This is a genomic window from Microbacterium sp. NPDC060117 (assembly GCF_042729315.1).
Lineage (GTDB): Bacteria > Actinomycetota > Actinomycetes > Actinomycetales > Microbacteriaceae > Microbacterium.
Genome location: NZ_JBHWXR010000003.1, coordinates 455,702 through 481,569 on the forward strand (window position 1 = coordinate 455,702; position 25,868 = coordinate 481,569).

Genomic DNA, 25,868 nt, shown 5'->3' on the forward strand with positions numbered 1-25,868 from the left:
GGTGCCCTCCGGAGCACGGTCACCGGCAGCGCTCGCGAGCCGGTTCCGTCTTCAGCGGTCTCGATCATCGCTCGTCGTCGCCCGGCGCGACGCCCACGGCGCCGTCGTCGCGCCACAGCGCCCAGAGCCGCGCGTAGGCGCCGCCTGCGGCGACGAGCTCGTCGTGGGATCCGAGCTCCACGATCCGTCCGCCGTCCACGACCGCAATCCGGTCGGCGTCGTAGGCGGTGTACAGCCGGTGCGCGATCGCGATCACCGTGCGCCCCTGCATGGTCGCGGCGAGCGCGGCCTCGAGGTCGCGCGCGGCGGTCGGATCCATCGCGCTCGTCGCCTCGTCCAGGATGATCGTGTGCGGGTCCGCGAGGAGCACGCGGGCGAGCGCGAGCTGCTGTTCCTGCGCTCCCGTGAGCGGGTGTCCGCCGGATCCGACCACGGTGTCCCAACCGTCGTCGAGAGCGTCGACCCAGTCCAGCGCTCCGATCCGCTCCAAGGCATCGACGACCTCGGAATCCCGAGCGTCGAGGCGCCCGAGCAGCACGTTCTCGCGCACGGTCGCGGCGAACACATGGCTCTCCTGCGCCACCAGGAGCAGATGCCCGCGGCGGCGCGCGATCGGGACGTCAGCGGTGTCGGCTCCACCCACCGTGGCGCGGCCCCTGGTCGGGCGGTCGATCCCGGCGAGGAGCCGGGCCAGCGTCGACTTGCCCGCTCCGGAGGGCCCGACGATCGCAAGACGCTCCCCGGGCACGATCCGCAGCGAGACGTCGTGCAGCACCTCACGGCCCTCGCGATACGCGAAGCTCACATCGTGCAGCTCGACCTGCGTGGTGGCGGGGACGGCGGCCTTCGAGGTGGCGGGCCCGATCGCCTCCCCCACCCCGAGGATCCGCGCGAACGACACATAGCTTCGCTGCAGCTCATCGGTCCAGTCGATGAGCGACTCCAGCGGAGAGACCAGGGCGGCGGCGTACAGCGTCACGGTGACGACGGTGCCGACGCTGACCTGGCCGTGCACGGCCAACCAGCCGCCCCACGCGAGCGATGAGAACACCGGGATGGCGAACGCGAGGTTCGCCCAAGGCAGCATCGTCTGGCGCAGTCGGATCCGATCGGCCGCGGCACGCCAGTGCAGCACGAGCGCGGCGGCCATGGAGCGCTGACGCGCTTCCTGCAGACTCAGCGCCTCGATCGCCCGCGCTCCGGTCGCCGTCTCGTCGAGCGAGGCGTATGTGGGCCCGTAGCTGTCGCCGAGCCTGCGGTAGACCTCGGGGGCCCGCCGCGTGTACCAGCGCATCAGAATGATCAGCACGGGCACCGCGATGAGGTGGACGGGCGCGATGACCGGCGATGTCACGACCGCCGCGATCACGGTCATCACCACGGTGAGCGCAGAGACCAGGCAACCGGGCAGCGCCCATCGCACGGTCTCGCCGACCGCGTTGATGTCCTGCGTGGTGCGCGTGACCAGCTCGCCAGTGCCCGCGGTCTCGATCACGCCCATGGGCACCGCGAGCGCGTCGGAGAGAAACTCGAGCCTGAGCGTGGCGAACACGTCCTCGCCGAGACGCCAGGCGCTCCGCGCCGCGGCGAACACGAACAGGCTCTGCGCGACGACGGCGGCGAGCATCCCGCCGCCGTACGCCGCGACCTCGGCGACATCGGCTCCAGCGCGCAGCTGGTCGATGAGCAGGCCGATCAGGCGCGGAGAGATGAGCGAGGATGCGGCCGCCGCGCCGTTGAGGAGCACGACGAGCAGGAAGCGTCCACGGTGCGCACGCCAGATCCCTCCCAGCGCCCGGCGCACCCGAGCGCCGCTCGCACGAGGCAGCGTCGCCCCCGCGGCCGAGGTGGTTCCGTTGGTCGCGATCATGCGACGCCCTCCGCTCTCAGCACAGCCCTCCGATACGCCGGATCGCTGCGGACCAGCTCTTCGTGCGTGCCCTCGGCGCGGATCGCCGCGTCTTCCACGACGACCACGCGATCCGCGCTGCCGAGCACGAGCGGGCTCGTCGTCAGCACGATCGTGGTGCCACCGGCACGGTGCGCACGGATCCCGCGCGCCATCCGTTCCTCGGTCGCCGCGTCGACGGCCGAGGTCGGATCGTGAAGCACCAGGATCGGAGCCCGGCTGAGCAGGGCCCGCGCCGCGCCGAGGCGCTGCCTTTGACCGCCTGAGAACTCGATCCCGCGCTCGCCCACCTGCACATCGAGGCCCTCTTCGAGGGGCGCGAGCAGATCCTCGGCGTCGACGGCGGCCACCGCCGCGAGAATTGCCGCGTCGTCGTTCCGCCGCCACGGATCGAGCAGTTCGCGCAGCGTACCGCTGAACAGGAACGGGACGGGATCCGATACCGCGATCCACCTGCGCACTTCGGACACCGGCAGGCCGGAGACCACGCGGTCGTGCAGGAGGACGGAATCGTCGTCATCCGCCGACAGACGTGCCAGCCGATCGACGATCGCCCGCGCTTCCTGCGGGTCGCGCGCCACGACGGCCAGCAGCTCGTCCTCGTACGCGGCGAGGCCGGTGCGCGGGTCGCGCAACACCGGCTCCACGGCGGCGCCGGTCCCCGGACCGGAGTTCGCCGTGCCGGCCGATCCGGCGACTCCCGCCCCGTCGTCTGCGGGCATCGAAGCATCCGGCCAGAGCGGCTCGACCTCGAGCAGCTCCACGATCGCACGCGACGCGATCATCCCACGCACCACGACGCGGATCACCTGGTTGAACAGCGTGACAGGCAGCACCATGAAGCCGGCATAGCCGTAGAACGCCACGAGCTCGCCGACGCGCAATTCACCGCGTGAGACCATGGCCGCGCCGATCCAGGTCAGCCCCACGACGAGCACGCCCGCGATGAGCACACCGAGGGCGTCAGCGAGCGACACCGGCCACGCGACCACCTTCTGCGCATCCCGCGCACGGTCTGATCGCTGCCGGAACCGGTCGAGGAACCACTCCTCGCCCCCGATCCCGCGGATCACACGAAGTCCCCGCACGCTGTCGGCAGCGACCGCGTTCATGTCGCGCGTCGCCGCACGGGCCTCGCTCTGCCGAGCTCGCAGAACGCCGACGAGGAACACCTGCAGCATCGAGAACGCCGGCACCGCGACGATCACGAGCACCCCGAGCAGCACCGAGTCGCGCAGAAGCAGCACCGAGACGGTGATGAACGAGGCGAGCGCGGAGACCAGGGTGCCCACGTTGATCGGCACGAAGCCGAACCACCACGCGTCGTTCGACGCCATCGTGACGACCGATCCGGATCCGAAGCGACGATCGGCGGCGACGGTGATCCGGGTCGCCGTGTGCACGATCACCTGGTCGACCCGACTCACGCCACGCTCGTAGTTGATGGATCCGGCCCTGTCCCGGAGCCCTTGGATCAGCGAGTGCTGCAGCTGCAGCCACACCACGACGCCCAGCCAGCGCAGGAACGCCCCGTAGTCGCCGGCGACGAGGCCCTCGTCGACCGCGCGGCCGATCGCCCAGGGTGTGAGGGCGAGACCGAGCAGCCAGATCACGTCGCACACGACGCCCTGCAGTACCGTCGTCCACTGCATGCGGACGAGCCAGGCCAGGAAGCCCACGGGGGTGACGCCGGCGGGCGGTGGGACATAGGTCTCGGGAAGGGCGATCATCGCCCGTCTCCTCTCGCAGCAGGAACAGAGTCGACGACCGCGTGCGCACGGCACGACGGTCTGGGTCGGATCACGAGGATCCGCGGAAACCCTGTTCAACGGCGCATATCGACACCCTAGCGACTTTCGCGCGAAATCGATATCACGGATTCGGACGAGATCCGCGATCGGCGCCCGGGCAGCGCGGTCCGGGGCCTCGCGGCCCGGGACGAGGCGGGCTCAGGACGTCGGGATGACGACGATCGGCTGGCTCGTGGGCTTTCCCGTGGGGGATCCCCCCGCCGGCTCCACCGTCACGGCGATCGCATCGCCGGCGTGCATGCTGCCCCGCAGCTGCGCGGTCGTCGTGCCCTGCTCGGCGGCGAAGACACCGGCCGACACGGGCGCGTCGCCCCGGACGAACCACAGCTCGTACGTCTGGTTCCCGTCCAACGGCTCGAGTCCGTCGGAGACGAGCACGGCCGTGCCGATCGACGCCGACCAGTGCGCTGTCGCGTGCCCCCCGGAGGGCAGCGCCACGGTCTTCTGGGCGGCGTCGGGTTCACTCTCGATCCGGTCCAGTGCGACGACGGCCGCGGGGCGCAGCAGCTGTGGGATGACGACCGCGGCACCGACGCCGAGGCCGACGATCAGCACGAGGCACGCGGCCAGGGCGAACAGCAGTCGTCGCGGTCGACGCGACGCGCCCTCTCCCCCCGCCGCGGATGCGCTGCGTGCACGCTCCTGCTGGCGGGAATCCGATACCGGGGCCTTGTCGGGGGCGACATCGGGCACGGTCTCCGAGCCGGTCGACACGACGCCCTCCCCCGCGGCCGCGGTCTCACCCTCGGTATCGGGGTTCTGAGGCGTCACCGCGAGGCGGGCGAGGAGCGCATCGCGCAGCGCCGGAGGAGGCGCGACCGGTGAGGCACCCTCGGCGAGGAGCGCGGCGGTGTCCGCGTCGTCATCTGCGATCGGCGACCACTCGGGGTGCGCGGCGAGCGCGACCCGGTAACGTCGCTCGTCCTCCGCCGACAGCGACCCGAGGCTGTGGCCGGCGGCCAGCTCGGCGAACTCCGGCTCGTTCATGCGTTCACCCCCCAGTGCGTCCGAAGACGCGTGAGTCCGTCTCTCATCCGGGTCTTCACCGTTCCCAGCGGCGAACCCGTGATCGTGGCGATCTCGCTCTGCGAGTATCCGCCGTAGTACGCGAGCACCAGCGCCTCGCGCTGCGCGTCCGGGAGCGCCGACAGGGCGTCGACCACCCGGTTCGCCTCGATCGACAGCTCGGCCTGCTCGGCGACGCTGTCGTGGGCGACGTCGAGATCGCGCGCTCCGATGCGCACGTCCCGGTCGGAGCTGGCCTGCGAGGACCGCACCCGGTCCACCGCCCGCCGATGCGCGATCGTGAGGATCCAGGTCCTCCCCCGCCCCCGGTCCGAGGCGAAGCGGGCGGCCGTCTGCCAGATCTCCAGGAAGACCTCCTGCAGCACCTCCTCGCTCTGCGAGCGGTTCACCAGCACGCGGAGGATGAGACCGAACACGCGCGACGACAGCATGTCGTAGAGCTCGGCGAACGCCGACTGATCGCCCTCCGCGACGCGCACCAGCAGCGCGGTCGCGAGGTCGTCGCCGCCGTCCTGCTCGGCGTGCTCGCGGTCGTCGATCACCATGGCTTCCAGCATGCCCCACCTCCCCGCCCGGTCCCGGCAATGCGTCGCGGACGAGTGCCGCCGCGCCTCCCGCCGAGCGACGGGACCGCATGCCCAGGCGATGCCTGTGCGCATGCGGTCCGGTCGGTCTCGTGGGTGCGCCGGTGCTTACTGCGCCGGCGGCATCAGGACGGAGTCGATGAGGTAGACGGTCGCGTTCGCGGTGTGGACGCCGCCGCAGATCACGTTCGCGTCATTCACCTTGAGGCTGTCCCCCGAGCCGGTCACCGTCACCTCGCCGCCCTCGACGGTCTTGTGCATGCCGACGATGTCCTTCGGCGAGATCTGACCGGCGACGACGTGATACGTCAGGATCTTGCTCAGGGTGTCCGCACCGGCGTCCGTCTTCAGCGTGTCGATGGTCGCGGGGTCGATCTTCTTGAACGCATCATCGACGGGTGCGAACACGGTGAACTCGCTCCCGTTGAGCGTGTCGACCAGATTCACCTTGGGGTTGAGCTTTCCCGAGACGGCTGCGACCAGAGTGGTCAGCAGCGGGTTGTTGCTGGCAGCCGTCGCCACCGGATCCTGAGCCATCCCGGCGACGGAACCCGCGCCGGAGGGGACCTGCTGCGCGTAGGCCGAACATCCGGGGCCGACCAGATCGGCCGCGGGATCCATCGTCTGAGACGGCGACGCGGCCGGCGCGCTCGACGATGGCTCGGACGACGACCCGGACGAGCCCGACATCGATGAACAACCCGTGAGGGCCAGGGCCGTGGCGGCCAGCAGGCCGGCTGCGGCGAGCGACGCCCGGGTGTGCAGGCGAACAGTGGATCGCATGATCTTTCTCCTTTGACTGGTGCATCGCGACCGTTCCTCGGCCGACACGATGCGTTCGGAGCCGCGCCCTCACCGGATTGGATCCGCCCGGATCGCCATCCGATCCGCCGATCGCGACGAACCACGAGCATGGGTGAGAGCACAGGGAACGCCGTGGCACGGAGCTGGGCCGCCGTCGCGGGGGTGGTCAGCGGTGCGGTGTTCGTCGCCGGCGCCGAACTCACGGCCTTCGTCGCCGCGCGGGACGCGAGCCCACTGCTGGCGGCGGGTTCGTTCGTCATCGACATCGTGCCGCAGTGGGCCAAGGAGCTGGCGATCGACCTCTTCGGAACGAACGACAAGCTGTTCCTCCTGATGACTCTCGGTGTCGGGGTGCTCGTGGTCGCCGCCGGTGCCGGCGTCCTCGAGCGTCGGCGCGGCTGGGCGGGCGTCGCCGTGTTCGCCGTGGCGGGCGCCGCCGGGATGCTGGCCGCTCTGACGCGCGCGGGGGCGACGCCGTCGTCCGCCCTGCCCTCCCTCATCGGCGCGATCGCGGGCTGCGTGTTCCTGCGGATGTCGATCGCAGCGCTGCGACGATGGCGCGACCCTGAGACCGCCGGCGACCGCGGTTCCGGACCGGATCGGCGGCGCTTCCTCCTGCTGACCGCGCTGGGCGGGGTCGCCGCGATCGTCGTCGGGACGGGAGCCCGCATCGGAACGATCGCGACGACCTCGGTCGCGTCCGTGCGCAAGGCGCTGCATCTGCCCGAACCGCTGACCCGGATCACGGTGCCCGCCGGCGCCGAGCTAGACATCCCGGGGCTCTCCCCGCTGTTCACCCCGAACGCGGACTTCTACCGCGTCGACACCGCGCTGACGGTGCCGTCGTTGGCACCCGCGGACTGGCGGCTGACCGTGGACGGCATGGTCGGGAAGCGCGTCGAGCTGACCTTCGACGAGCTGCTGCGGATGGGGTTGCGCGAGTACGCCGTGACCCTGACCTGCGTCTCGAACCAGGTCGGCGGCGACCTCGTCGGCAACGCGCGATGGCTGGGCGTGCCCGTGCGCGAGGTGCTCGCCCTCGCCGCTCCCTCGAAGGGGGCCGACATGGTGCTCTCCCGCAGCATCGACGGCTTCACCGCGAGCACCCCGATCGACGCCCTCACGGACCCGGGTCGGGACGCGATCCTCGCCGTGGCGATGAACGGCGAGCCCCTGCCCCCGGAGCACGGCTTCCCGGTGCGGATGGTCGTGCCCGGACTGTACGGCTACGTCTCGGCGACGAAGTGGCTCAGCCGGATGACGGTGACGACGTTCGAGAAGGACCAGGCCTATTGGACGCCCCGCGGCTACAGCGCCCAAGCGCCGATCAAGCTCTCGAGCCGCATCGACACGCCTCGCATCGACAAGGAGATCGCGCCGGGCGCCGCCAGGATCGCCGGCGTCGCCTGGGCGCAGACCGTGGGGATCGAGCGGGTCGAGGTGCAGATCGATGGAGGATCCTGGCAGACCGCGACGCTGTCCGCTCCGGTCAGCGACGACACCTGGGTGCAGTGGTTCCTCGACTGGAACGCGACGAGCGGCACTCACACCCTGGTCGTCCGCGCCACCGATCGGCACGGTCGGATGCAGGAGCGGGAACGCACTCCGATCGCACCGAACGGCTCGACCGGATGGCAGTCGACCGTCGTCCGCGTGGGCTCGGCCGGCTGAGCAGAGCGGTCCCGTGAACGGCGCCGGAGTCGGCGTCGGCGCCCCGTCAGGCCAGACCCTGGATCCGGAACTGCTCCACGTGGTAGACGCTGTTGTTCCCGGTGTTCCACTGGCTCACGCTGAGATGCAGATCCGACAGCGTCGAGCCCGGCAGGATGTAGCCGCCGTAGAGCTGGGCGACGTGGGTCGCATCCTCGGCGCCCCAGTTCCCGCCCCAGAGCAGAGTGGTCTTCGCGGCCGTGTAGAGGTTGTCCGTCGGCGTGTTCACGATCATCGCGTCGATCCGGTACGCATCGGCGTTGAACCAGGTCAGGATCCACTTGCCGCCGAGCGGCCGCAGGCACATCTCGCCGAACTTGCCCGGCAGCACCTCGGTCGCCGGGTTGCCCCAGCCCCAGGCGCCGTTGGCGAAGCCCCAGGGCTGGTACGCCGACAGGGTGGTCATGCTGTTCTGCGGCACGCGGTAGAGCACGATGCCCTTGTCGCGCTGGAAGCCCGTGCCGTAGATGTAGACGTAACCGTCGTTGCCCTGACCCCAGGTGATGCACTGGAAGTGCCCGCCGGCCATGTCGGATGGGAACGTCAGCCCGGTGTGCTGCCAGGTCGCCCCGGAGTCGTCGGACTGCCACAGCTCGGTCCAGCGCACCGCGCCGAACGTCGGCCCGTTCACGATCGCGTGCAGATACATCCGCGAGCCGATCGTGATCACGTCGGACGGGATCACCGTCTCGTAGTACGCGTCGTGCGGGTAGTACCAGAGCTGCGGCGCCGTGACCTGCGTGTTCGCACCTGCTCCCGCCGCGCCGTTGAACACGACCCCCGTCGTGAGGTCGGTGGTCGAGGAGTACAGCGCCACCGGGGAGCGCCAGTTCGCGCCGCCCACGGCGTCGGCCCAGGTGTCGCCGAACATGAACAGCAGCCGCCCGTCGGGCGTGCGCACGGGGATCCCGAGATCGGTCGCGCCGATCCCGTACTGCACTCCGGCCTGCGTTCCGGCGAGCACCTTCATACGGTTCACGGTGAGCCCGGCGGCCGCCGCCGGGCTCGCACCCAGCGCCGAGACGCCGAGCGTAGCACCTGCGGCGAGCGCTCCCTGCAGCAGGCCGCGGCGGGTCAGGCCGAGGGCAGGACGGATCGATTCTTCGGACATGGCCTTCTCCTCTTCGAGAACGCGGCCGGGCTACTTGAGCCCTGCCATCTTGATGTTGCCGATGATCTGACGCTGGAAGATGAGGAACAGGATCACGACGGGCGCTGCCGCGAGCACGGATCCCGCCATGAGAAGGCCGAGCTCGCTCGAGCCGCGGCCGGTGCGGAACTCGGCCAGGTACTGCTGCAGCACGAACTTCTCCGGCGATGTGATCGTCATGATCGGCCACACGTAGGAGTTCCAGTAGGCGAGGAACGCCGTGATGCCCATGACGACGAACGGCGGCTTCGACAACGGCAGGAAGATCCGCACGAAGATCCCGAACCGGCCGCAGCCGTCGAGCATCGCCGCCTCCTCGAGGCTGGCCGGGATGTTCAGGTAGAACTGCCGGATGAAGAACACCGACGCGGCGCTGGCCGCTCCGGGGATCACCAGCACGGCGAGCGTGTCGAGCATCGCGAGCTTCGTCACGACGATGAAGCTGGTGAGCAGGATCGTCATCCCCGGGATGAACATGGTCGTGATGACGGCGACCCACAGCGTCCGCTGGAACCGGAACTCGAGCCGGGCGAAGGCGTACGCCGCGAACGAGTTCACGGTGAGGCTGAGCACGGTGAACAGGATCGCGCCGAGGAACGTCCAGCCGAGCGTCCGCAGGAAGGTCTCGTCGCCGAGGATCTTCGTGTAGTTCTCCCAGTGCCACACCTCGGGGAAGAACTGGAACGGCGTACTCAGCACCTCGGTCTTCGCCTTGAAGCCGGCGATCACCATCCACGCGAGCGGGAACAGTGCGGCGAGCAGGAAGATCAGCCCGACCACGCCCTTGCCGATGAACGCCGCCCAGCCGCCGACGCCGTGCGGCACCTTCAACCGGCGGTGGTCCTTGCCGTCCAGGACGATGCGGGTCGTCTCGGGCACGGTCGCAGGGTACGTCGCGCTCATCAGTCGACCAGCCTCTCGGAGTTGATGAACTTGAACACCAGGGCCGACACCGATCCCAGCACCACGAACAACAGCAGCGCCGCGGCGATCGAGTAGCCCACGTTCACGTCGTTGCGGAAGTGGTTGAAGATGAACAGGTTGGGCAGCGTGGTCGAGTCCAGCGGACCACCCTGCGTCATGACGAGGGGCAGCTCGAACTGCTGGATCGCCGCGACGAAACCCGTGATCAGCAGGTACAGGAACACGTTCTTCATCTGCGGCATCGTGATGTAGAAGGTCTTCTGCCACCAGCCGGCCCCCTCCATCGCCGCGGCCTCGTAGTACTCGGTCGGGATGTCGACCATCGCGGCGACCATGATCAGCGAGGTCAGGCCCATGCCGAGCCAGACGGCCGGCACGGCGACGGCGAGCAGCGCCCAGGCCGGATCCCCGATCCAGGAGACCGCGTCGATGTGGAACACGGCGAGCACGGCGTTCAGGATTCCGCCGTCGTACGCGTAGATCACCACGAAGATGATGGACGCGATGACTCCGGAGATGATCGTGGGGATGTAGATGCTGACCTTGAGGATCGTCGCCAGCCGGCGCGACAGGCTCACCACGAGACTCGCGAAGAGGAATGCGAGCACGAGCATCGGGGGCACCGTCAGCAGCACGAACAGGAAGCCGCGGCCGATCGTGGCGACGAACAGCGGGTCGGTCAGCACGTCGGCGTAGTTCTTCCAGCCGACGAACTGCGGATCCTTGTAGAAGCTCCAGTCCTGGAAGGACAGGAAGCCGGCGTACACCGCCGGCCACGCGACGAAGACACCCAGCAGGATCACCACGGGGGCGAGCATCAGATACGCGAGCTTCGTGTCGCGACTCCGGTATCGCGCGTGCCGGCGCTTGACCGTGCGCCCGCCCTCGATCGCTTCGGTGACCATCATCTCTCCCCGTCGTTCGTAGCTGGTGGGCGCGGACTGCGCGGTCGGGGACGGCCGCGCAGCGGTCCCCGACCGCGCCGCACTCACTTCTTGGGAGCCTTGCTGGGCAGATCCTGCGACTGGATGACCTTCTGGATCGCGGCGTTCGCCGTGTTGATCGCGTCATCCGGCGAGGCCGCGCCCTTCATCACCGACTCCATGGCGGTGCCGACGGCGAGCGAGACGTCCCACGGGTAGGTCGGCTCGGGGATCGCGTCCGGGGCGATGTCGTTCGTGATCACGGTCGACCAGGGCGCCTTGGCCGCGGCCTCGTCCTTCGCGACGGCGTCCTGCACGGTCTTGCGCACGGGGACCTTCGTGAACTGCGTGTTCACGAAGAAGGGCACGAGGTTCTGCGGGTCGCCTGCCAGGGACCACTCGAGGAACTTCCCGGCCGCGTCGGCGTGCTTGCTCTTCGCGTCGATGACCCACTTGAAGTTGCCGAGCGTGGTCGCGGTGCGGCCGTCGGCGCTCGAGGCGTTCGGGAAGGCGCCGATCCCGGTCTTGGTGAGCAGATCGGGATAGTCGGATCCGATCTCGGACATCATCCACGAGCCGGAGACCTTGAAGGCGACCTTCTTCTGCCCGAAGTCCTTGCCCTCCACGTAGGCGGCGAGGGCCTGCTTGGGCATGTACCCCTTGTCCCACAGCTCCTTGTACTTGGACATCAGGTCACGGTATGCGGCGTTGTCGATGTCCGGCTTGGACCAGTCGTCGGTGAGCGCGGTGTGCCCGGCGAAGTTGTACTGCTGGCCGACGGTCGACCAGGCGAAGGTGATCGCGTCGGACGCCGGCGAGATGCAGTACTGCCCCTGCGCGAGCGTCGGCTGGATCTTGGCGCAGTCGGCGAGCAGGTCGTCCCAGGTCGCCGGTGCCTTGTCGGTGTCGACGCCGGCCTTGGAGAGCATGTCCTTGTTCCAGAACAGCACTGTCTGCGCCTCCTGCAGAAGCGGATACGCGTAATAGGTGCCGCCGATCTCGGACACCGACTTGGCGGAGTCGATGATCTCGCCGAGCTTGGACTTGTCGACGACCTTGCCGAGGTCGTACAGCTGCCCGGCGTTCACGGCGTCCTGGATGCTGCCGGAGTGGGTGTAGATGTCGGGTGCCTTGCCCGCGGCCTGCGCGGCCTTCATCTTCTGGTCCCAGGCGTCGGCGGGGATCTCGGTGTCCTTCACGACGATCTTGTCCTGGGAGGCGTTGAACTTCTTGACGATGTCCTTGTACCAGGCGTTCTCGGGCGGCGTGAAGGTGCGGTGCCAGAACTCGATGGTGGTCTTGCCGGAGGAGTCGCCTCCGTCGCCTGCGGCCTGGCCCGGAGTGCTCGAGCCGCAGCCCGCGAGCAGTCCTACCGCCGTGATGCCGCCGAGAGCGGCCATCACCACCCGGCGCGTGCGCTGTGTGTCCGTCTTCATGGGTTCCTCCTCGGGAACACGACTTCCTCGTCGAATCGGTGCTGGGTCCGGCACAGGGGTCCGGGTCCGCGGTCGCGCTGAGTCGGCATCGACCGGGCTGCACTCAGAGTAGGCGAAATCGATTTCAGACACAAGACGCTCTTCGTCGATTCCCGCGATTCCGCGCGGTCGGGTGACGATTTCGCATCCTGCGGAACTCCGGGTGGAGCTTCCCGCTGCGCAACGCGCCCTCCAGGGTCGGCGCAGGGGAAATCGATTTCACCGCCTCGTTCCCCTCTCGCAGACGTGACGAACCCCTCAGATGAACACCCGAGAAGGAGTCTGCATGAACCCGCCGCCTGCCGCAGCGCCCTCCCCCGCCGCACCTTCCGGGCGATGGATCCGCCCGGCCGGAGCAGCATCGACGGGTGCGCGATCTCCGCGCTCAGCCGTCGGCGTCGGCGTCGCCGGACTCGGCGAAGCGCAGCATGTTGCCGAACGGGTCGGGCACGACCATCGTCGCGCCGCCCGGGGCATCGTCTTCGATTCCGGGGAAGGGCGCCTCGCCGGCGCTGCGCTCGAAGAACTCGGCACGGAAGCCGACGACGTCTCGCATCGGGATCCACACGGCGGTCCCGGGTGTTCCGTCGCCGTAATGCTCGCTGAGATGGATCCGGCAGTCGCCGCGGCGGATCCCCAGATACAGCGGAAGGCCCTCTGCGAACCGGTGCTCGAACTCGACCTCGAACCCGAGCCGGTCCAGGTAGAAGCGCCTCGCGAGCGCGACGTCGAAGATGCGCAGGACGGGGACGGCGGCGCCGAGGGAGCTCATGACCAGACCCTACGCCGTGCTGCCCGGTCAGCGCCGTGATGCGGCGTCAGCGCCGGCTGTCGTCCGGATCGTCGGCGACGTCGTCGCCGTGCTCCGGGGCGCTCCCCCACGGTCGCCACAGCACGACCTCGGTGGGGCGGCGGATCCGGCGTCCGGACGGGACGGCCATGACGGATCCGGTCGTGCCGGCGGCGAACACGCGGACGCCGGGGCGGTTCGCCCGCTCCTCACGCAGGTCGTGCTCGAGCTCGCCCACGCGGCGCCGCAGGGTGCGCACCTCGTCCTCGAGGTCGAGCAGGCGCGCGATCGCGGGCAGGCTCATCCCTTCGCCGGACAGCTGGGCGACCTCGCGCAGCTGCTCGATGTTGCGCATCGAGTAGCGACGGGATCCGCCCCTGGTACGGCCGGGGACGACCAGGCCGATCCGGTCGTACTGCCGCAGCGTCTGCGGGTGCATGCCGGCGAGCTCAGCGGCGACGGCGATCGCGAAGATCGGGGTCTCGGCGTTCATGCGCTCATCGGGCATAGCCCACCTCCCGCACGAACGGGGTCGTCGAGCGAGCGCGCCTTCCCCGGGGTCGTTGAGCGAGCCCCGAGCGCAGCGAGGAGCGAGACGAAACGCGGTCTCTTGCGAGAGCACCGCGTTTCGTCACGGTCCCGGAGCGAAGCGCCGCCCATCGCGCCCACCATCACGCCCGCGCCTTCGCCAGCAGCTCGGCGCGCGGGTTCTCGGCCGGCTCGGCCGCGCGGAAGCGCTCCAGCGCCTCACGTGCGGCCTCGTCGAGGTGGGACGGCACGGCGACCTGAACCTCGGCGAGCAGGTCGCCGGTGGCCTTCGACGTGGTGACACCCCGGCCCTTGACCCGCAGGACCCGACCGGACGGCGTGCCCGGCGCGACCTTGAGCTTGACCGGATCCCCGCCGAGGGTCGGCACCTCGATGGTGGCGCCCAGCGCCGCCTCGGTGAACGTGACCGGCACGGTGACCCGCAGGTTCAGGCCGTCACGGGTGAACACGGGGTGCGGCTTCACGGCCACCTGGACCACGATGTCGCCGTTCTCCCCGCCGTCGGGCGAAGGCCGCCCACGACCGCGCAGACGGATCTTCTGCCCGTCCTTCACGCCCGCGGGGATCTTCACCTTGAGCGGACGCCCGTCCTCGCCCTGCAGCGTGACGGTCTCGCCCTTCACCGCGGTCGCGAACGACAGCGTGGTGCGGGCCGTGACGTCGGCGCCCTTCTGCGGGCCGCCATAGCCCCGGAACCCGCCGGACGACTGCCCGAACCGACCGGATCCGAACCCTCCACCGCCCTGGTTGAACATGGCGAAGATGTCGTCGAAGTCGGCGGACTGCCCGCCACGGCCCCGGTTGAACGCGCTGAACACGTCGTCGAAGCCGCCGTTGCCGGCGCTGCCCGGAGCCGTGAAGCGCGCGCCGCCGGCGCCCATCGCGCGGATCTGGTCGTACTCCGCGCGCTGCTCGGCGTCGGAGAGCACCGAGTACGCCTCGCTGATCTCCTTGAACTTCGCCTCCGCCGCGGCGTCGCCGGGGTTGGAGTCCGGGTGGTACTTGCGCGCGAGCTTGCGGTAGGTCTTCTTCATGTCCGCCTCGGACACGTCCTTGGAGACGCCGAGGGTCTTGTAGAAGTCCTTGTCGAACCAGTCCTGGCTAGCCATCGACCACCCCCTACTCAGCGGGGACGGCGACGACGACCTTGGCGGGACGCAGCTCGACATCGCCCAGGCGGTAGCCCACCTCGACGACCTCGAGCACGACGGCCTTCGCCACGCCCGGGGTGGGCTGCTGGAAGATCGCCTCGTGCTGCTGCGGGTCGAACTCGTCGCCCTTCTCGCCGTAGGAGACCACGCCGAGGCGTTCCACGACGGAGCGCACCTTGTCGGCGATCGCGGCGAAGGGGGTGCCCTCCTCCAGATCGCCGTGCTGAGCGGCGCGGTCGAGATCGTCGAGCACGGGGAGCAGGCCCTTCGCGGCCTCGCCCTTCGCGCGCTGGATCTCGACGCCGCGCTGCTCCTCGGTGCGGCGGCGGTAGTTCGCGTACTCGGCCTGAAGGCGCTTGAGGTCGACGAGCAGCGTGTGCTCGGCGTCGGCGAGGGCCGCGTCCTCCGCGGCGTCCTCGGCGAGCGCGTCCTCGCTCTGCGCGATGTTCAGGATGTCGTCGACCGTGAGCTCGTCATCGGCGCCGGAATCCGGCTGGGGGCCGGACGCGTTCGCGTCCGACCCCTCGCTCGGAACTCCGGCGTTCTCGTCGAAGTCCTTGGGATCCGTCATTACTTCTTCTCGTCCTCGTCGTCCACGACCTCGGCGTCCACGACGTCCTCATCGGACCCCGTCTCCGCAGCGGCCTCCTCGGCGGCACCGTCGGCGGCCGCGTCGGCCTGCTGCGATGCGTAGATGGCCTCACCGAGCTTGGTCTGCGACTGGGTCAGCTTGTCGAACGCGGTCTTCACGGCCTCGTCGTCCTCGCCGGCCAGCGCGGTCTTCAGCGCGTCGACATCGGCCTTGACCTCGGTCTTGACGTTCTCCGGGAGCTTGTCCTCGTTCTCCGAGATGACCTTCTCGACGCCGTAGGACAGCGTCTCGGCCTGGTTGCGGACCTCGGCCGACTCGCGGCGCTTCTTGTCCTCGGCGGCGTGCTCCTCGGCCTCGCGCACCATGCGGTCGATGTCCTCCTTGGACAGCGAGGAGCCGCCCGTGATCGTCATCGACTGCTCCTTGCCGGTGCCCTTGTCCTTGGCGGACACGTGCACGATGCCGTTCGCATCGATGTCGAAGGTGACCTCGACCTGCGGGATGCCGCGCGGAGCCGGCGCGATGCCGGTCAGCTCGAAGGTGCCCAGCGGCTTGTTGTCGCGGGTGAACTCGCGCTCGCCCTGGAAGACCTGGATCGCGACCGACGGCTGGTTGTCGTCGGCGGTGGTGAAGGTCTCGCTGCGCTTGGTCGGGATGGCCGTGTTGCGCTCGATGAGCTTGGTCATCATGCCGCCCTTGGTCTCGATGCCGAGGCTCAGGGGGGTGACGTCGATGAGCAGGACGTCCTTGCGCTCGCCCTTCAGCACGCCGGCCTGCAGCGCGGCGCCGACGGCGACGACCTCGTCCGGGTTCACGCCCTTGTTGGCCTCCTTGCCGGTCTCGCGCTTGACGAGCTCGGCCACGGCGGGCATGCGGGTGGATCCGCCGACGAGCACGACGTGCGCGATGTCGCCGACCTTGATGCCGGCCTCGCGGATGACGTCCTCGAAGGGCTTCTTGGTGCGGTCGAGGAGGTCCTTAGTGAGGTCCTCGAACTTCGCGCGCGTGATCGTCTCGGAAAGCGACACGGGGCCGTTCTCCGTGAGCGACAGGTACGGCAGGTTGACGCTCGTGGACGTGGAGGAGCTGAGCTCCTTCTTCGCCTGCTCCGCGGCCTCCTTGAGGCGCTGCAGCGCGATCTTGTCGCCCGAGACGTCGACGCCGGTCGAGTCCTTGAACTGCTTGATCAGGTAGTCGACGAGACGCTGGTCCCAGTCGTCGCCGCCGAGGCGGTTGTCGCCGGCGGTGGAGCGCACCTGGATGGTGGAGAAGTCGTCGTCCTTGCCCACCTCGAGCAGGGACACGTCGAACGTGCCGCCACCGAGGTCGAAGACGAGGATGAGCTCGTCCTCCTTGCCCTTGTCCAGGCCGTAGGCCAGGGCGGCCGCGGTGGGCTCGTTGATGATGCGCAGGACGTTCAGGCCCGAGATCTCGCCGGCCTCCTTGGTGGCCTGGCGCTCGGCGTCGTTGAAATACGCCGGGACGGTGATGACCGCGTCGGTCACGGTGTCGCCCAGGTACGCCTCGGCGTCGCGCTTCAGCTTCATGAGGATGCGCGCGGAGATCTCCTGCGGCGTCCACTTCTTGCCGTCCACGTCGAACGACCAGTCGGTGCCCATGTGGCGCTTGACCGACGCGATCGTGCGGTCGACGTTGGTGACGGCCTGGCGCTTCGCGGTCTCGCCGACGAGCACCTCCCCGTCCTTGGTGAAGGCGACCACCGAGGGGGTGGTCCGGAAGCCTTCTGCGTTGGCGATGACCTTGGGCTCGCCGCCCTCGAGGACGCTGACGACGGAGTTCGTCGTACCGAGGTCGATACCGACAGCACGTGCCATTTGTTTTCTCCTTCAGTCGGAAGTTCGTGGAAGTCTGCGCGAACTCCGGACCCCCGGGAACACCCGCGGGAAACCTGAGTCGCGATGACTCAAGGGTACGCCCAGCGTCAAGGGAAGTCAAAACAAAGTTGATAAACCTCCGCTCAACTTTGAGCGGAGGCGGACCCGGGTCATCATGCGCTTCGAATCGGACGTGCGGTGTCAGCCACGGCCCGGAGGGCGCTGTCCAGATCAGTCAGCTCAGCCTCACTGAACACGTCCTCCGGGCCGGAAGCGGCCAGCGCGTCGAACGGCGGATCGTAGAGTGCCGCGATTGACACTGACCCGGTGGCGGAGAGCTGGGAGACGATCACGTCGACGAAACCGATCTGCCGAGCGGTGAGCCTGCGCGCCGAGACGAAGCCCGACAAGGCCTCCTGCGCGGCAGAGGTTTCCAGCCCCACGATCGAACGGATCAGCAGACCGAGCCCCTGCGACTCGGTCGCGGCACGATCGAGCTCGTCGAGATCCTGAGGCCCGAAGCCCCCGTCGTCCGCCAGCAGCCGCTGCAGCTCTTGCAGGTCGAGTTCGGTGAGCTGCTTTCCCGTGCGCAGCTTGCGCAGCACGACATGGTTCTCGTGTTTGCACAGCGAGGCGAACAGCTTGTCACGGAACCGGGGCTGATCCACTCCGGGCGTGTCGTAGCGAATCGACACGGCTTCGCCGACGGTCAGGTCGTCGGCGAAGTCGGTGAACAGGCGACGTCGATCCCGCACCTCGATCAGCGAGACGAGGTCACGCAGGCGCCGCCGCGCGGCGTCCAGGATCGGGGCGGTGACGTCGGCCCACCAGTCCGCTCCCGCGACGGCGTCGATGAGGTCAGCATGCGCAGCGACGGCCGGGATGCTGCGCCGCTCACCTAGTGCGGATGCCACGGCCTGCACCTTCTGCTGCAGCGTGGGCAGTAGCGGGTCCGAGACGAGCACGGCGAGCTCGGTGCGCAGCATGAGCAGGTCGAATCGCTTCGCCCTCTCGTCGGTGTCGAGCACTGCAACCGCCGACGGCAGGTCGGCGAGTGCGTCCGCCCCATCGAGATCGGCCTGCTGCCAGGCATCCCCGCCGGCGAACCGCTCCACTGCGCGCCGGTGAGGGCGCACGAGGAAGTTGTTCTCGTTCATGCCGACGACGATGGCCTGAAGGCCTTCCGCGATGTCACGCCGCAGTTCGGCATCCGCATCATCCCCGCCGGACCGGTCGAGCGCGCGGAGCAGATCGAGCCGGGCGAGGAACAGCCGGGCATGCAGGGGCCGGGTGCCGCCGGCGGATGCTTCGGCGATGTTCTGTCCGAAGTATTCCACGTTCCCGCCGACGTCGAAGACGATGAAGTCCTGCTTGTCCTCGCCGTCGCCGTAGAGGTCGGCGCGCAGCCGCGTGCCGCGGCCGATCATCTGCCAGTACTTCGATTTCGAGAAGACCGGCTTGAAGAAGACGAGATTTACGACCTCGGGAACATCGATGCCGGTGTCGAGCATGTCGACGGAGATCGCGATGTGCGGCGCTCGCTCCGGCTGGGCGAACTCGTCGATGAGGTTCTGAGCGCGCTCGACGCGGTGGGTGATGACGCGCGCGAACTGCCCGGCGTACTCCGGATAGTTGACATCGAAGCGATCGGCGATGAACTGGGCGTGGTCGTTGTTCTTGGCGAAGACGATGGTCTTGCCGAGGCGGTCGCCTCCGGCGACCGTGCGCCCCTCCGCCATCAGGATTTCGAGCACCTTGTCGACCGTGTCGGCATTGAAGAGCCAGGTGTTGATGGCGGCCGGGTCGACGCGGTCCGGGATGGTGCCGTCATCGTCCCAGTCGGCGAGATCCCATTCCTCCTTCTCGTCGTCGCTGAGGTCGTCGTAGCGGATCCCGCGGCGCACGAACTGCGAGTCGATGATGCGTGCGGTCGGCGGCACCAGGTAGCCGTCGGCGATCGCCTTCGCGAGGTCGTACGAGAAGGTGGGTACGCGGTCCTCGAGGCGGAAGAGCCGATAGGTATTGTGATCGACCTCGTCCTTCGGCGTTGCGGTGAGGCCGACGAGCGGCGCATCGAAGTACTCGAAGATGGCGCCGTACTTCTGGTACACCGACCGGTGCGCCTCATCGATCACGATGAGGTCGAAGTATCCCGACCCGAAGCGGCGCTCATCGTCGTCGCCCTGATCGATCAGTCCCATCATGGTCGGATAGGTCGAGGCGTAGACGCGACCGTCCTGGCTGCGATCAGCGACGAGGTTCACCGTGGGCAGGTCAGGGGTGAGCTGTTTGAACGCGCCGACAGCCTGATTCACGAGGGCGACGCGGTCTGCGAGGAACAGCACCCGCTTGACCCAGTTCGCCTTCGTCAGCACGTCGACGAGGGCGATGACCGTGCGGGTCTTGCCGCTGCCGGTGGCCATGGCGAGCAGCGCGTGGCGCTCGTTGTCGCGTTCGAACGCCTCGGTGACTGCGCGGATCGCCTGATGCTGGTATCCGCGGGAAGCGACCTCGTCGTCGATCGGAATCGATGCGAGCGGGCGACGAGAGGTGCGGCGCTGCACCAGAAGTGCCAACTCCTCGCGGGTGTAGAAGCCCTGCACGGGTCGCGGCGGGTAGCGCACGTCGTCCCAGATCCAGTGCTCGTATCCGTTACTGGTAAAGATGACGGGGCGCTGACCGAACCTCGCCTCCAGAGCGTCGGCGTAGAGCTTCGCCTGCTGCTGCCCGGCGCGGGCGTCGCGCTTGGTGCGCTTGGCCTCGATGAGTCCGAGAGGCTTGCCGTCGTCGCCCCAGAGCACGTAGTCGACACGGCCTTCCCCGCTGGATGCGCCGACGAGACCGGTCACCCTGAACTCGGTGGCGTCGGGCGCGGACGGATTCCACCCGGCTTCCCGCAGCAACACGTCGATGAAGCGATCGCGCGTCGCCTCCTCGTCGTAGTCGTGGGTATCGGGGATGGCCTCGTTCTTCGCCTTGACCCCGGCGATCTGCGCCTGAAGTTGTGCGATCTGAGCGCGGAGGTCGTCGGACTCCTGTTCCTTTTCGGCGAGTCGACGGTCCTTCGCCTCGTTCTCCTGCAGCACGAATGCCAACTCGGCGCGGGTCTTCTGGATGAGTCCGGGCTGCGGCTTCGGGAGCTTGGCAGCATCGAAGACTCGAGGAGCCGAGGCTGCTTGCGGGTCGCTGGAGTAGCGGGCGGCGAGCCAGGCGAGCACATGGAACAGCTCGGCGACGACGGGGACGCTGTCGCCTGAGCCTAGAGCTGTGGCGCGGTGCACGGCGTCGTTTCCGCGCTTGCGGATGAAGTTGAGTTTCGCGAGCACGGCCTCACCGACGAGCTGCTTGAACGTCGGCTCGTGCAGCAGCGAGGCCAGGTCGTCCTTGTAGGGTTGCCGGAGGGTGGCGTCAGCGCGGTACAGCCAGGTGACGGTGAGTTCGACCGTGCGGCGCGCGTAGAACATCGACCCGCGGGGGTCACCGTGGGCGTAGTGCTCCGCGCGCATCGCCTCGGCCGTGATCTCAGGCCAATCGGCTCTGATGAAGTCGAAGTTGGTCATCGGTCCCCCGTCAGTGGCGGACGACGCTGCAAGGCGCCGACTCTGCCATTCTGGCCGAGTCGATCAGCATACGCGTAGCCTCCGACATTCGGGCTTGGCGATGAATGTCGGTGACTTCTGTCATCCTGGTCCACTGCCCAGCACGGCGCGGCAGTCGGGCGCCGAAACCGTCACCCGCCAACTGAACGGACCGTGCTCCGGAACGGAGCTCTCATGAGCAACCCCAATTCGATGGTTCTAACCAAGGTGATCTGCGGCGGCCACGAGCACGATGTCTGTGTGACGGTGGATCGCGGTGTTCCGCCCGAGCTGCGCTGCCCGCACCCGAGCCACGGCAGCTTCGGCGGCGGCGCGGGAGGCGGCTGCGTCCTGCCCCCGGATCTGAAGGATCTCGTCGCCCGTGAACTGCGCGAGAATCTCCAGAAGTCGATGCGGCGTGGTTACGCGCTGATCCGCGCCTGAACTCTCTCTGCGGCCATCAAGGTGGTGGCCATCGACAACAGCGCACGTCTTCAGACGAACGTGATGCTGGCCACTACCCTGCCCCACTACGACGGGGTGTCGGTTGCTCGGACTACGCTCGATTGCAACGAGATCGCGGAAGAGGTGAGTCATGTCCGTCGGCGTTGCCGTCAGTCCTGATGTGCTCCTCTGGGCGGTTCAGCGTTCCGGCCGTGAACCCGGTGCGTTCGAGAAGCGGTTCCCGGCTTGGCACCAGTGGATGGACGCCGCCAAAAGTCCAACCATCCACCAGGTTGAGGAGCTCGCCACCTTCACCCATCTTCCGTTCGGCGCGTTCTTCTTGGAGGAACCGCCCACGTCTGAACTGCCCATCCCCGACTATCGAATGGGCGCTGGTGGGCGAAGCTTGGATCCAGCCAGGACCTGCTGGAAGTCATCGAGACAAGCCAGCTCCGTCAGGACTGGTTTCGTGAGTACGTGGTAGCCCATGACCTCGGCGAAGCCCGAGTCACGCGGCTTCCCGACAGAGGATCGGTCGAAGAGGCCGCCGCGGCCATCATCGAGGATCTGCGGTTCACCGTCACGGATCGCGCGCGAATGAGCCGGGAAGATGCGCGTAATCATCTGCGGCACGCGTTCGAGCAGCTAGGCGGCATTGCGGTCTTCACGACCATGGTCGGCAACGACAATCACCGAATGCTCGATCGAGACGAGTTTCGCGGGTTCGCGCTGGCTGATCCGTTCGCTCCGCTGATCTTCGTCACCGCCCATGATGACTCCTTGAGTGGTCAGATCTTCACCTTCCTTCATGAGTACGTGCAGGTTGCGCGCAGTGAGAGCGGAGTCGGAGATGAAGAGGGTTGGGACGTTGCCGCACAGTCCGACATCGAATGCTGGTGCAATGCCGTTGCCTCAGATGCGCTTGTGCCGCGAGCTGACCTTCGCGCGCAGTTCGACAGTTCTCGAGAGCTACCGGAGATGCTCGAGCAATTGGCGCGTCGCTATCTGGCGAGCACCCTCACGATTCTGATCCATCGACCGGTCGCTCAAACATCCTCGTCCGGGCCATCGTCACTATCCGCGATCAGGTAGGGCACATAGCTGAGGAGGGCAACAGTTATCCCTGTGACGTCGCGCGCATCGAGTTCGCGCAACACGGATGCCGGATTTCCTGCGTGACGTATCCCGGGGTAGTCAGAAGCGAACCCATAGAGCTTGCTGAGCGAGTCGCGCACCGTCACGTGCGGCCACGAATCAAGCTGCTTTATCCGCTCGCCGAGGGGATTCGCACGAGCCCCAGGTTGCGCCGCGGCCGCTTCCAAGAAGCTAACCTGCTTGTGAATAAGTGTCCTGATGCGGCTCGGCGACATGTCGTCACGCGTGTCCGCTAACGCGAGCTTCGCGTCGTAAAGCGCACTGGCGGCTGCCGCGTTTCGACCAGCAAGCTTGCTGACCTGATGCAAAAGATCGTGAAACACGCCGGACAGCGACGGCACGAGTTGCATCGCCCCCGCGACCGCGTATCTCGCTCCGTGGCGGACTAAGAATTGCTCCGCGTCGTCCTTGTATGCGCCCGCCAAGGCCTCTCCCGACCCCTCCTCCAAGGTCTCAAACGAGCGTTGCACAAACTCAACGAGCGCAAGCTCCGAAACGAAGTCATCCGCGCGGGTGCCGCGCAGAAGCATCTCGGATGCTTGCGGATCGTCAATGACCTCGGCGATCCGCTCTGGTGTCACCGTGAATCGCACCAGGTTCGACAACTCGCGGAGAAGGTCGCCGAAGATGTCGTCAGTCGCCCTTTCGTCAGTGCAGGATTTCAGAAGGACCTCGTCCAGGAACGCCGACCAGATTGCTCCCAGGTCTCCTGCCCGGAAAGTGGGTTGCGCGAAAATGCGTCCTCCCATGTCCTCAGGCACCGCGAAAGCCACCTGAAGTGGAGACGGCGATCCTTCGGTTTGGTCCGCGTTCGTCACGGTTCACCCCGAAACGCTCGGTGCTGGATTGATGCGAAGAGCGCGTCGAGTCCGTTTGCTGACGCCGACAACGCCGCCCTCGTAACCGCGCGTTCGCGGTCGATCGCATCAATGCGTGCCTGATCCTCGGCGGAGGGGACAGGTACAAGGACGCCCCCGAGCGACTGTTGATTGATCTTGTAGGTGCCATTCGTCGTTCTTGCGCCCGCGCGTATCTGAGTGCGTACCGCGTCGGTACGCCAAGCAGCGAGCAGTGTCGGAATCGAGATTCGTGACGAAACACGCGATGCGATCATGGTGTCGGGGAAGATCACATCGCCCTCGATCGCATCGACCGCGACCATGCGCCCAACCAGTTCCGCGTTGCCGTTACCGCGGCAGACGAGGATCATGCCCCTGCGCGCCCACTTGTCGTCGGCCGGCAGCTTTGCGAACTGGTCGATCTTGCTCTGGCTCGGATCAAATCGTCCACGCGTGATTGCCGACAGGGTGAGGACTCGTTGCTCGATGGTGCCGCTCCGCGAAGGCGACACTCCATTCCGTAGCGGTTCCGCCAGCAAATCCTTCAGCGATCGAAACTCCAACGCGCGGTCGAGGATGCTCTGGACTTGACGGCGAGTTGCCTCATCGAGAAACGCAAGCTGCTCGTATCGCTTCTGACGTAGGGCATCGGCATGGTCGAGGATCGCGGCGATGCGGCGCTGCTCGGGCAGCGGCGGGAGCGGGACCTCCAGTCTTCCGAGTGCCGACAAAGGGATGCTCTTCCGGCGCTCTGCTGTCCCGTTCCCAAACTTCGGATACTGAACGAGGGCTGCCGGCGACTTCAGGTATCGCAAGAGGTATCGCAATTCCACACGACGCTCATCGGCTTGGAACACCGTGTACATCGGGCTCACGAGCGCGCGCTCGGGCGCGATACCGATCGACCCCTCGTCGAGATGAATCGTGGCGTACGCGAATTGGCCCGGCTCGACGACCTTGTACCTCTGCAGATCCTTGCCGAAGACTCGCTTGCTAAAGTACTCAAGGCTTGGAACGAAGCCCCGGTGCTTGGTCACGGAATAGACCGGGAGCGATACGTCGGCTCCGGCGCGATCCCCGGTAGATCGCACCAGTTCACTCAGCCGGACCATCATTCACCCGCCCCGGCGAGCTTTTCCCGCAGCTTCTTCAACCCGTCTTGGATCTCCAGCTCCAAGGCATCCAGTTCGTCCAGGATCTGCTCGGGCGCGCGGTGCTCGACCTCCTCGTGCTCGATCTCCTTGTACCTGTTGATCGAGAGGTCGTAGCCGTTCGCGGCGATCTCTGACTTGGGTACCAGGAACGACTGATCGGTGCGGAGTCGCTCCACCTCAGCGTCCCGCGCGTTCCAGCGGGCGAGTACGTCCGGGAGGTCGTTCTGTTCGATCGGGGTGCGCTTGTCGTCGAGCGTGAAGCCGTCGGCGCGCACGTCGTAGAACCACACGTCGTCAGTTCCACCGGAGGATGTCTTCGTGAAGAACAGGATCGCCGTGGAGACCCCGGTGTACGGCTTGAACGTTCCGCTCGGCAGCTTCACCACAGCATCGAGCTTGTGCTCCTCGACGAGCATCTTCCTCAACGCCTTGTGAGCGTTCGATGAGCCGAACAGAACCCCGTCAGGCACGATCACCGCTGCCCTGCCGCCGTTGCGCAGAAGCTTGATCATCAGCGCGAGGAACAGCAGTTCGGTCTTCTTGGTCTTCACGACCTGCAGCAGATCCTTGGCCGTCGTCTCGTAGTCGAGGCTCCCCGCGAACGGAGGATTCGCCAGCACCAGCGTGTAGTCCGACGCGGCCGGATGCCCTTCGGCCAGCGAGTCCGCGCGCTCGATCACCGGCTCGTCGACGCCGTGTAGCAGCATGTTCATGCTCGCGATGCGCGCCATCGCCGCATCCGAATCGTACCCAGTGAACGCCTTCGTGCGGAAGAACTCGCGCGCCGTGGCATCCGTCTCCACCTCGGGGTGGTGCGCCAGCAGGTACTCCACCGCCGACACGAGGAAGCCGGCCGTACCGACCGCCGGGTCGATGATCCGGTCGTCGTGCCTCGGGGCGGTCATATCAACCATCAGCTTGATGATGTGCCGGCTGGTGCGGAACTGCCCGTTCGTGCCGCTCGTCGCCAACTTGCTGAGCATGTACTCGTAGATGTCGCCCTTGGTGTCCCGATCCTCCATCGGGATGTCTTTCAGTAGATCGACGACCTTCGCCAGCAAAGCCGGCGTGGGGATCGTGAACCGGGCATCCTTCATGTTCCGGGCGTAGCTCGATCCCTCAGCGCCCATCCGCCGCAAGAACGGGAAGACATGCTCGTCGACGATCTCGAACATCTCCTGCGGAGACCGGTTCGTGAACACGCTCCAGCGCATGTCGTTGTAAGGACGCGGATTACGGGCATCCACGTCGTCGCCGTACGGGAACACGCGTCGCCGCATCGACTCGCCCGTGCGATTCGCCCGGCGCTCCTCGACGGTGTGGATCTCGTCGAGCCTGCGGATGAACAGCAGGTACGTGATCTGCTCGATCACCTCGACCGGGTTGGCGATCCCGCCCGACCAAAACGCGTCCCAGACGCGATCAACCTTGCTGCGCAGCTCTCCCGTGATCACCCGGCGTCCTC

General features: G+C 67.6%; 21 protein-coding genes. 3 read left to right on the forward strand and 18 right to left on the reverse strand.

From position 1 onward, the window contains the following. Nucleotides 1-64 precede the first annotated feature (64 nt). The 5 genes from ACFWCK_RS13830 to ACFWCK_RS13850 form a co-directional block, all read right to left on the reverse strand. Entirely contained in the window at nt 65-1,870 is a 1,806-nt protein-coding gene (locus ACFWCK_RS13830) for an ABC transporter ATP-binding protein (RefSeq protein WP_378806387.1), read from the reverse strand. Then, nucleotides 1,867-3,639 carry an ABC transporter transmembrane domain-containing protein gene (locus ACFWCK_RS13835; RefSeq protein WP_378806388.1) on the reverse strand — a complete coding sequence of 591 codons (1,773 nt, stop codon included), beginning with the start codon at nt 3,637-3,639 and terminating at the stop codon, nt 1,867-1,869. Before ACFWCK_RS13835 ends, ACFWCK_RS13830 begins: the two co-directional genes overlap by 4 nt. Nucleotides 3,640-3,858: 219 nt before the next feature. Next, nucleotides 3,859-4,707, reverse strand: a complete 849-nt coding sequence (locus ACFWCK_RS13840) for an anti-sigma factor domain-containing protein (RefSeq protein ID WP_378806389.1) — start codon at nt 4,705-4,707, stop codon at nt 3,859-3,861. Next, nucleotides 4,704-5,303: an ECF RNA polymerase sigma factor SigK gene (sigK, locus tag ACFWCK_RS13845; protein WP_374107833.1), complete on the reverse strand. Its 600-nt coding sequence runs from the start codon at nt 5,301-5,303 to the stop codon at nt 4,704-4,706. Before sigK ends, ACFWCK_RS13840 begins: the two co-directional genes overlap by 4 nt. A 135-nt stretch (nt 5,304-5,438) precedes the next feature. Then, nucleotides 5,439-6,113 (reverse strand): fasciclin domain-containing protein, encoded by a 675-nt coding sequence (locus tag ACFWCK_RS13850; RefSeq protein ID WP_378806390.1) that lies wholly within the window; start codon nt 6,111-6,113, stop codon nt 5,439-5,441. A 129-nt stretch (nt 6,114-6,242) separates the two neighbouring features. Between ACFWCK_RS13850 and ACFWCK_RS13855 the strand changes: the two genes are divergently transcribed. Continuing rightward, entirely contained in the window at nt 6,243-7,805 is a 1,563-nt protein-coding gene (locus ACFWCK_RS13855; RefSeq protein WP_378806391.1) for a molybdopterin-dependent oxidoreductase, read from the forward strand. A 46-nt stretch (nt 7,806-7,851) separates the two neighbouring features. Here the strand turns inward: ACFWCK_RS13855 and ACFWCK_RS13860 are convergent, their stop codons facing one another. The 10 genes from ACFWCK_RS13860 to ACFWCK_RS13905 form a co-directional block, all read right to left on the reverse strand. After that, nucleotides 7,852-8,955, reverse strand: coding sequence for a DUF4185 domain-containing protein (locus ACFWCK_RS13860; protein ID WP_378806392.1), 1,104 nt, complete (start codon nt 8,953-8,955; stop codon nt 7,852-7,854). Between the two features lie 30 nt (nt 8,956-8,985). Continuing rightward, nucleotides 8,986-9,873, reverse strand: a complete 888-nt coding sequence (locus tag ACFWCK_RS13865; RefSeq protein WP_233311855.1) for a carbohydrate ABC transporter permease — start codon at nt 9,871-9,873, stop codon at nt 8,986-8,988. 23 nt (nt 9,874-9,896) lie between these two features. Further along, a complete protein-coding gene (locus ACFWCK_RS13870; RefSeq protein WP_378806393.1) occupies nt 9,897-10,823 on the reverse strand; it encodes a carbohydrate ABC transporter permease in 927 nt (308 codons plus the stop codon). Nucleotides 10,824-10,906: 83 nt separating this feature from the next. Beyond that, entirely contained in the window at nt 10,907-12,277 is a 1,371-nt protein-coding gene (locus ACFWCK_RS13875) for an ABC transporter substrate-binding protein (protein ID WP_233311857.1), read from the reverse strand. Between the two features lie 424 nt (nt 12,278-12,701). Next, the gene (locus ACFWCK_RS13880) at nt 12,702-13,088 is read right to left on the reverse strand and encodes a glyoxalase superfamily protein (protein WP_378806394.1); all 387 of its coding nucleotides are present in this window, start codon (nt 13,086-13,088) and stop codon (nt 12,702-12,704) included. Nucleotides 13,089-13,134: 46 nt separating this feature from the next. Then, nucleotides 13,135-13,614: a heat shock protein transcriptional repressor HspR gene (locus ACFWCK_RS13885; protein WP_233311860.1), complete on the reverse strand. Its 480-nt coding sequence runs from the start codon at nt 13,612-13,614 to the stop codon at nt 13,135-13,137. A 163-nt stretch (nt 13,615-13,777) separates the two neighbouring features. Continuing rightward, nucleotides 13,778-14,764, reverse strand: coding sequence for a DnaJ C-terminal domain-containing protein (locus tag ACFWCK_RS13890; RefSeq protein WP_233311861.1), 987 nt, complete (start codon nt 14,762-14,764; stop codon nt 13,778-13,780). Nucleotides 14,765-14,774: 10 nt separating this feature from the next. Further along, a complete protein-coding gene (locus tag ACFWCK_RS13895; RefSeq protein ID WP_233311862.1) occupies nt 14,775-15,377 on the reverse strand; it encodes a nucleotide exchange factor GrpE in 603 nt (200 codons plus the stop codon). Continuing rightward, nucleotides 15,377-17,233, reverse strand: coding sequence for a molecular chaperone DnaK (gene dnaK / locus ACFWCK_RS13900; protein ID WP_233311863.1), 1,857 nt, complete (start codon nt 17,231-17,233; stop codon nt 15,377-15,379). Before dnaK ends, ACFWCK_RS13895 begins: the two co-directional genes overlap by 1 nt. 173 nt (nt 17,234-17,406) lie before the next feature. Continuing rightward, complete coding sequence (locus ACFWCK_RS13905; protein ID WP_378806395.1) at nt 17,407-20,793, reverse strand: DEAD/DEAH box helicase family protein; 3,387 nt, start codon at nt 20,791-20,793, stop codon at nt 17,407-17,409. A gap of 213 nt (nt 20,794-21,006) precedes the next feature. On the opposite strand from ACFWCK_RS13905, the gene ACFWCK_RS13910 reads away from it, so the two are divergent. Next, complete coding sequence (locus tag ACFWCK_RS13910) at nt 21,007-21,255, forward strand: hypothetical protein (protein WP_378806396.1); 249 nt, start codon at nt 21,007-21,009, stop codon at nt 21,253-21,255. A 477-nt stretch (nt 21,256-21,732) separates the two neighbouring features. Continuing rightward, entirely contained in the window at nt 21,733-22,347 is a 615-nt protein-coding gene (locus tag ACFWCK_RS13915) for an ImmA/IrrE family metallo-endopeptidase (protein WP_378806397.1), read from the forward strand. Here the strand turns inward: ACFWCK_RS13915 and ACFWCK_RS13920 are convergent. The 3 genes from ACFWCK_RS13920 to ACFWCK_RS13930 are packed head-to-tail and all read right to left on the reverse strand — an operon-like array spanning nt 22,302 to nt 25,857. Continuing rightward, on the reverse strand, nt 22,302-23,228 hold the full coding sequence (locus ACFWCK_RS13920) for a hypothetical protein (protein WP_378806398.1): 927 nt from the start codon (nt 23,226-23,228) through the stop codon (nt 22,302-22,304). The genes ACFWCK_RS13915 and ACFWCK_RS13920 overlap by 46 nt on opposite strands. Beyond that, nucleotides 23,225-24,364: a restriction endonuclease subunit S gene (locus ACFWCK_RS13925; protein WP_378806399.1), complete on the reverse strand. Its 1,140-nt coding sequence runs from the start codon at nt 24,362-24,364 to the stop codon at nt 23,225-23,227. Before ACFWCK_RS13925 ends, ACFWCK_RS13920 begins: the two co-directional genes overlap by 4 nt. Further along, nucleotides 24,361-25,857 (reverse strand): N-6 DNA methylase, encoded by a 1,497-nt coding sequence (locus ACFWCK_RS13930; protein WP_378806400.1) that lies wholly within the window; start codon nt 25,855-25,857, stop codon nt 24,361-24,363. Before ACFWCK_RS13930 ends, ACFWCK_RS13925 begins: the two co-directional genes overlap by 4 nt. Nucleotides 25,858-25,868: the final 11 nt, after the last annotated feature.

What these genes read in the sequence shown, in the direction of transcription:
- ACFWCK_RS13830 (WP_378806387.1), bottom strand. Translation starts at nt 1,870, where the DNA reads ATGATCGCGACCAACGGAACCACCTCGGCCGCGGGGGCGACGCTGCCT.
- ACFWCK_RS13835 (WP_378806388.1), bottom strand. Translation starts at nt 3,639, where the DNA reads ATGATCGCCCTTCCCGAGACCTATGTCCCACCGCCCGCCGGCGTCACC.
- ACFWCK_RS13840 (WP_378806389.1), bottom strand. Translation starts at nt 4,707, where the DNA reads ATGAACGAGCCGGAGTTCGCCGAGCTGGCCGCCGGCCACAGCCTCGGG.
- sigK (WP_374107833.1), bottom strand. Translation starts at nt 5,303, where the DNA reads ATGCTGGAAGCCATGGTGATCGACGACCGCGAGCACGCCGAGCAGGAC.
- ACFWCK_RS13850 (WP_378806390.1), bottom strand. Translation starts at nt 6,113, where the DNA reads ATGCGATCCACTGTTCGCCTGCACACCCGGGCGTCGCTCGCCGCAGCC.
- ACFWCK_RS13855 (WP_378806391.1), top strand. Translation starts at nt 6,243, where the DNA reads ATGGGTGAGAGCACAGGGAACGCCGTGGCACGGAGCTGGGCCGCCGTC.
- ACFWCK_RS13860 (WP_378806392.1), bottom strand. Translation starts at nt 8,955, where the DNA reads ATGTCCGAAGAATCGATCCGTCCTGCCCTCGGCCTGACCCGCCGCGGC.
- ACFWCK_RS13870 (WP_378806393.1), bottom strand. Translation starts at nt 10,823, where the DNA reads ATGGTCACCGAAGCGATCGAGGGCGGGCGCACGGTCAAGCGCCGGCAC.
- ACFWCK_RS13875 (WP_233311857.1), bottom strand. Translation starts at nt 12,277, where the DNA reads ATGAAGACGGACACACAGCGCACGCGCCGGGTGGTGATGGCCGCTCTC.
- ACFWCK_RS13880 (WP_378806394.1), bottom strand. Translation starts at nt 13,088, where the DNA reads ATGAGCTCCCTCGGCGCCGCCGTCCCCGTCCTGCGCATCTTCGACGTC.
- ACFWCK_RS13885 (WP_233311860.1), bottom strand. Translation starts at nt 13,614, where the DNA reads ATGCCCGATGAGCGCATGAACGCCGAGACCCCGATCTTCGCGATCGCC.
- ACFWCK_RS13890 (WP_233311861.1), bottom strand. Translation starts at nt 14,764, where the DNA reads ATGGCTAGCCAGGACTGGTTCGACAAGGACTTCTACAAGACCCTCGGC.
- ACFWCK_RS13895 (WP_233311862.1), bottom strand. Translation starts at nt 15,377, where the DNA reads ATGACGGATCCCAAGGACTTCGACGAGAACGCCGGAGTTCCGAGCGAG.
- dnaK (WP_233311863.1), bottom strand. Translation starts at nt 17,233, where the DNA reads ATGGCACGTGCTGTCGGTATCGACCTCGGTACGACGAACTCCGTCGTC.
- ACFWCK_RS13905 (WP_378806395.1), bottom strand. Translation starts at nt 20,793, where the DNA reads ATGACCAACTTCGACTTCATCAGAGCCGATTGGCCTGAGATCACGGCC.
- ACFWCK_RS13910 (WP_378806396.1), top strand. Translation starts at nt 21,007, where the DNA reads ATGAGCAACCCCAATTCGATGGTTCTAACCAAGGTGATCTGCGGCGGC.
- ACFWCK_RS13925 (WP_378806399.1), bottom strand. Translation starts at nt 24,364, where the DNA reads ATGATGGTCCGGCTGAGTGAACTGGTGCGATCTACCGGGGATCGCGCC.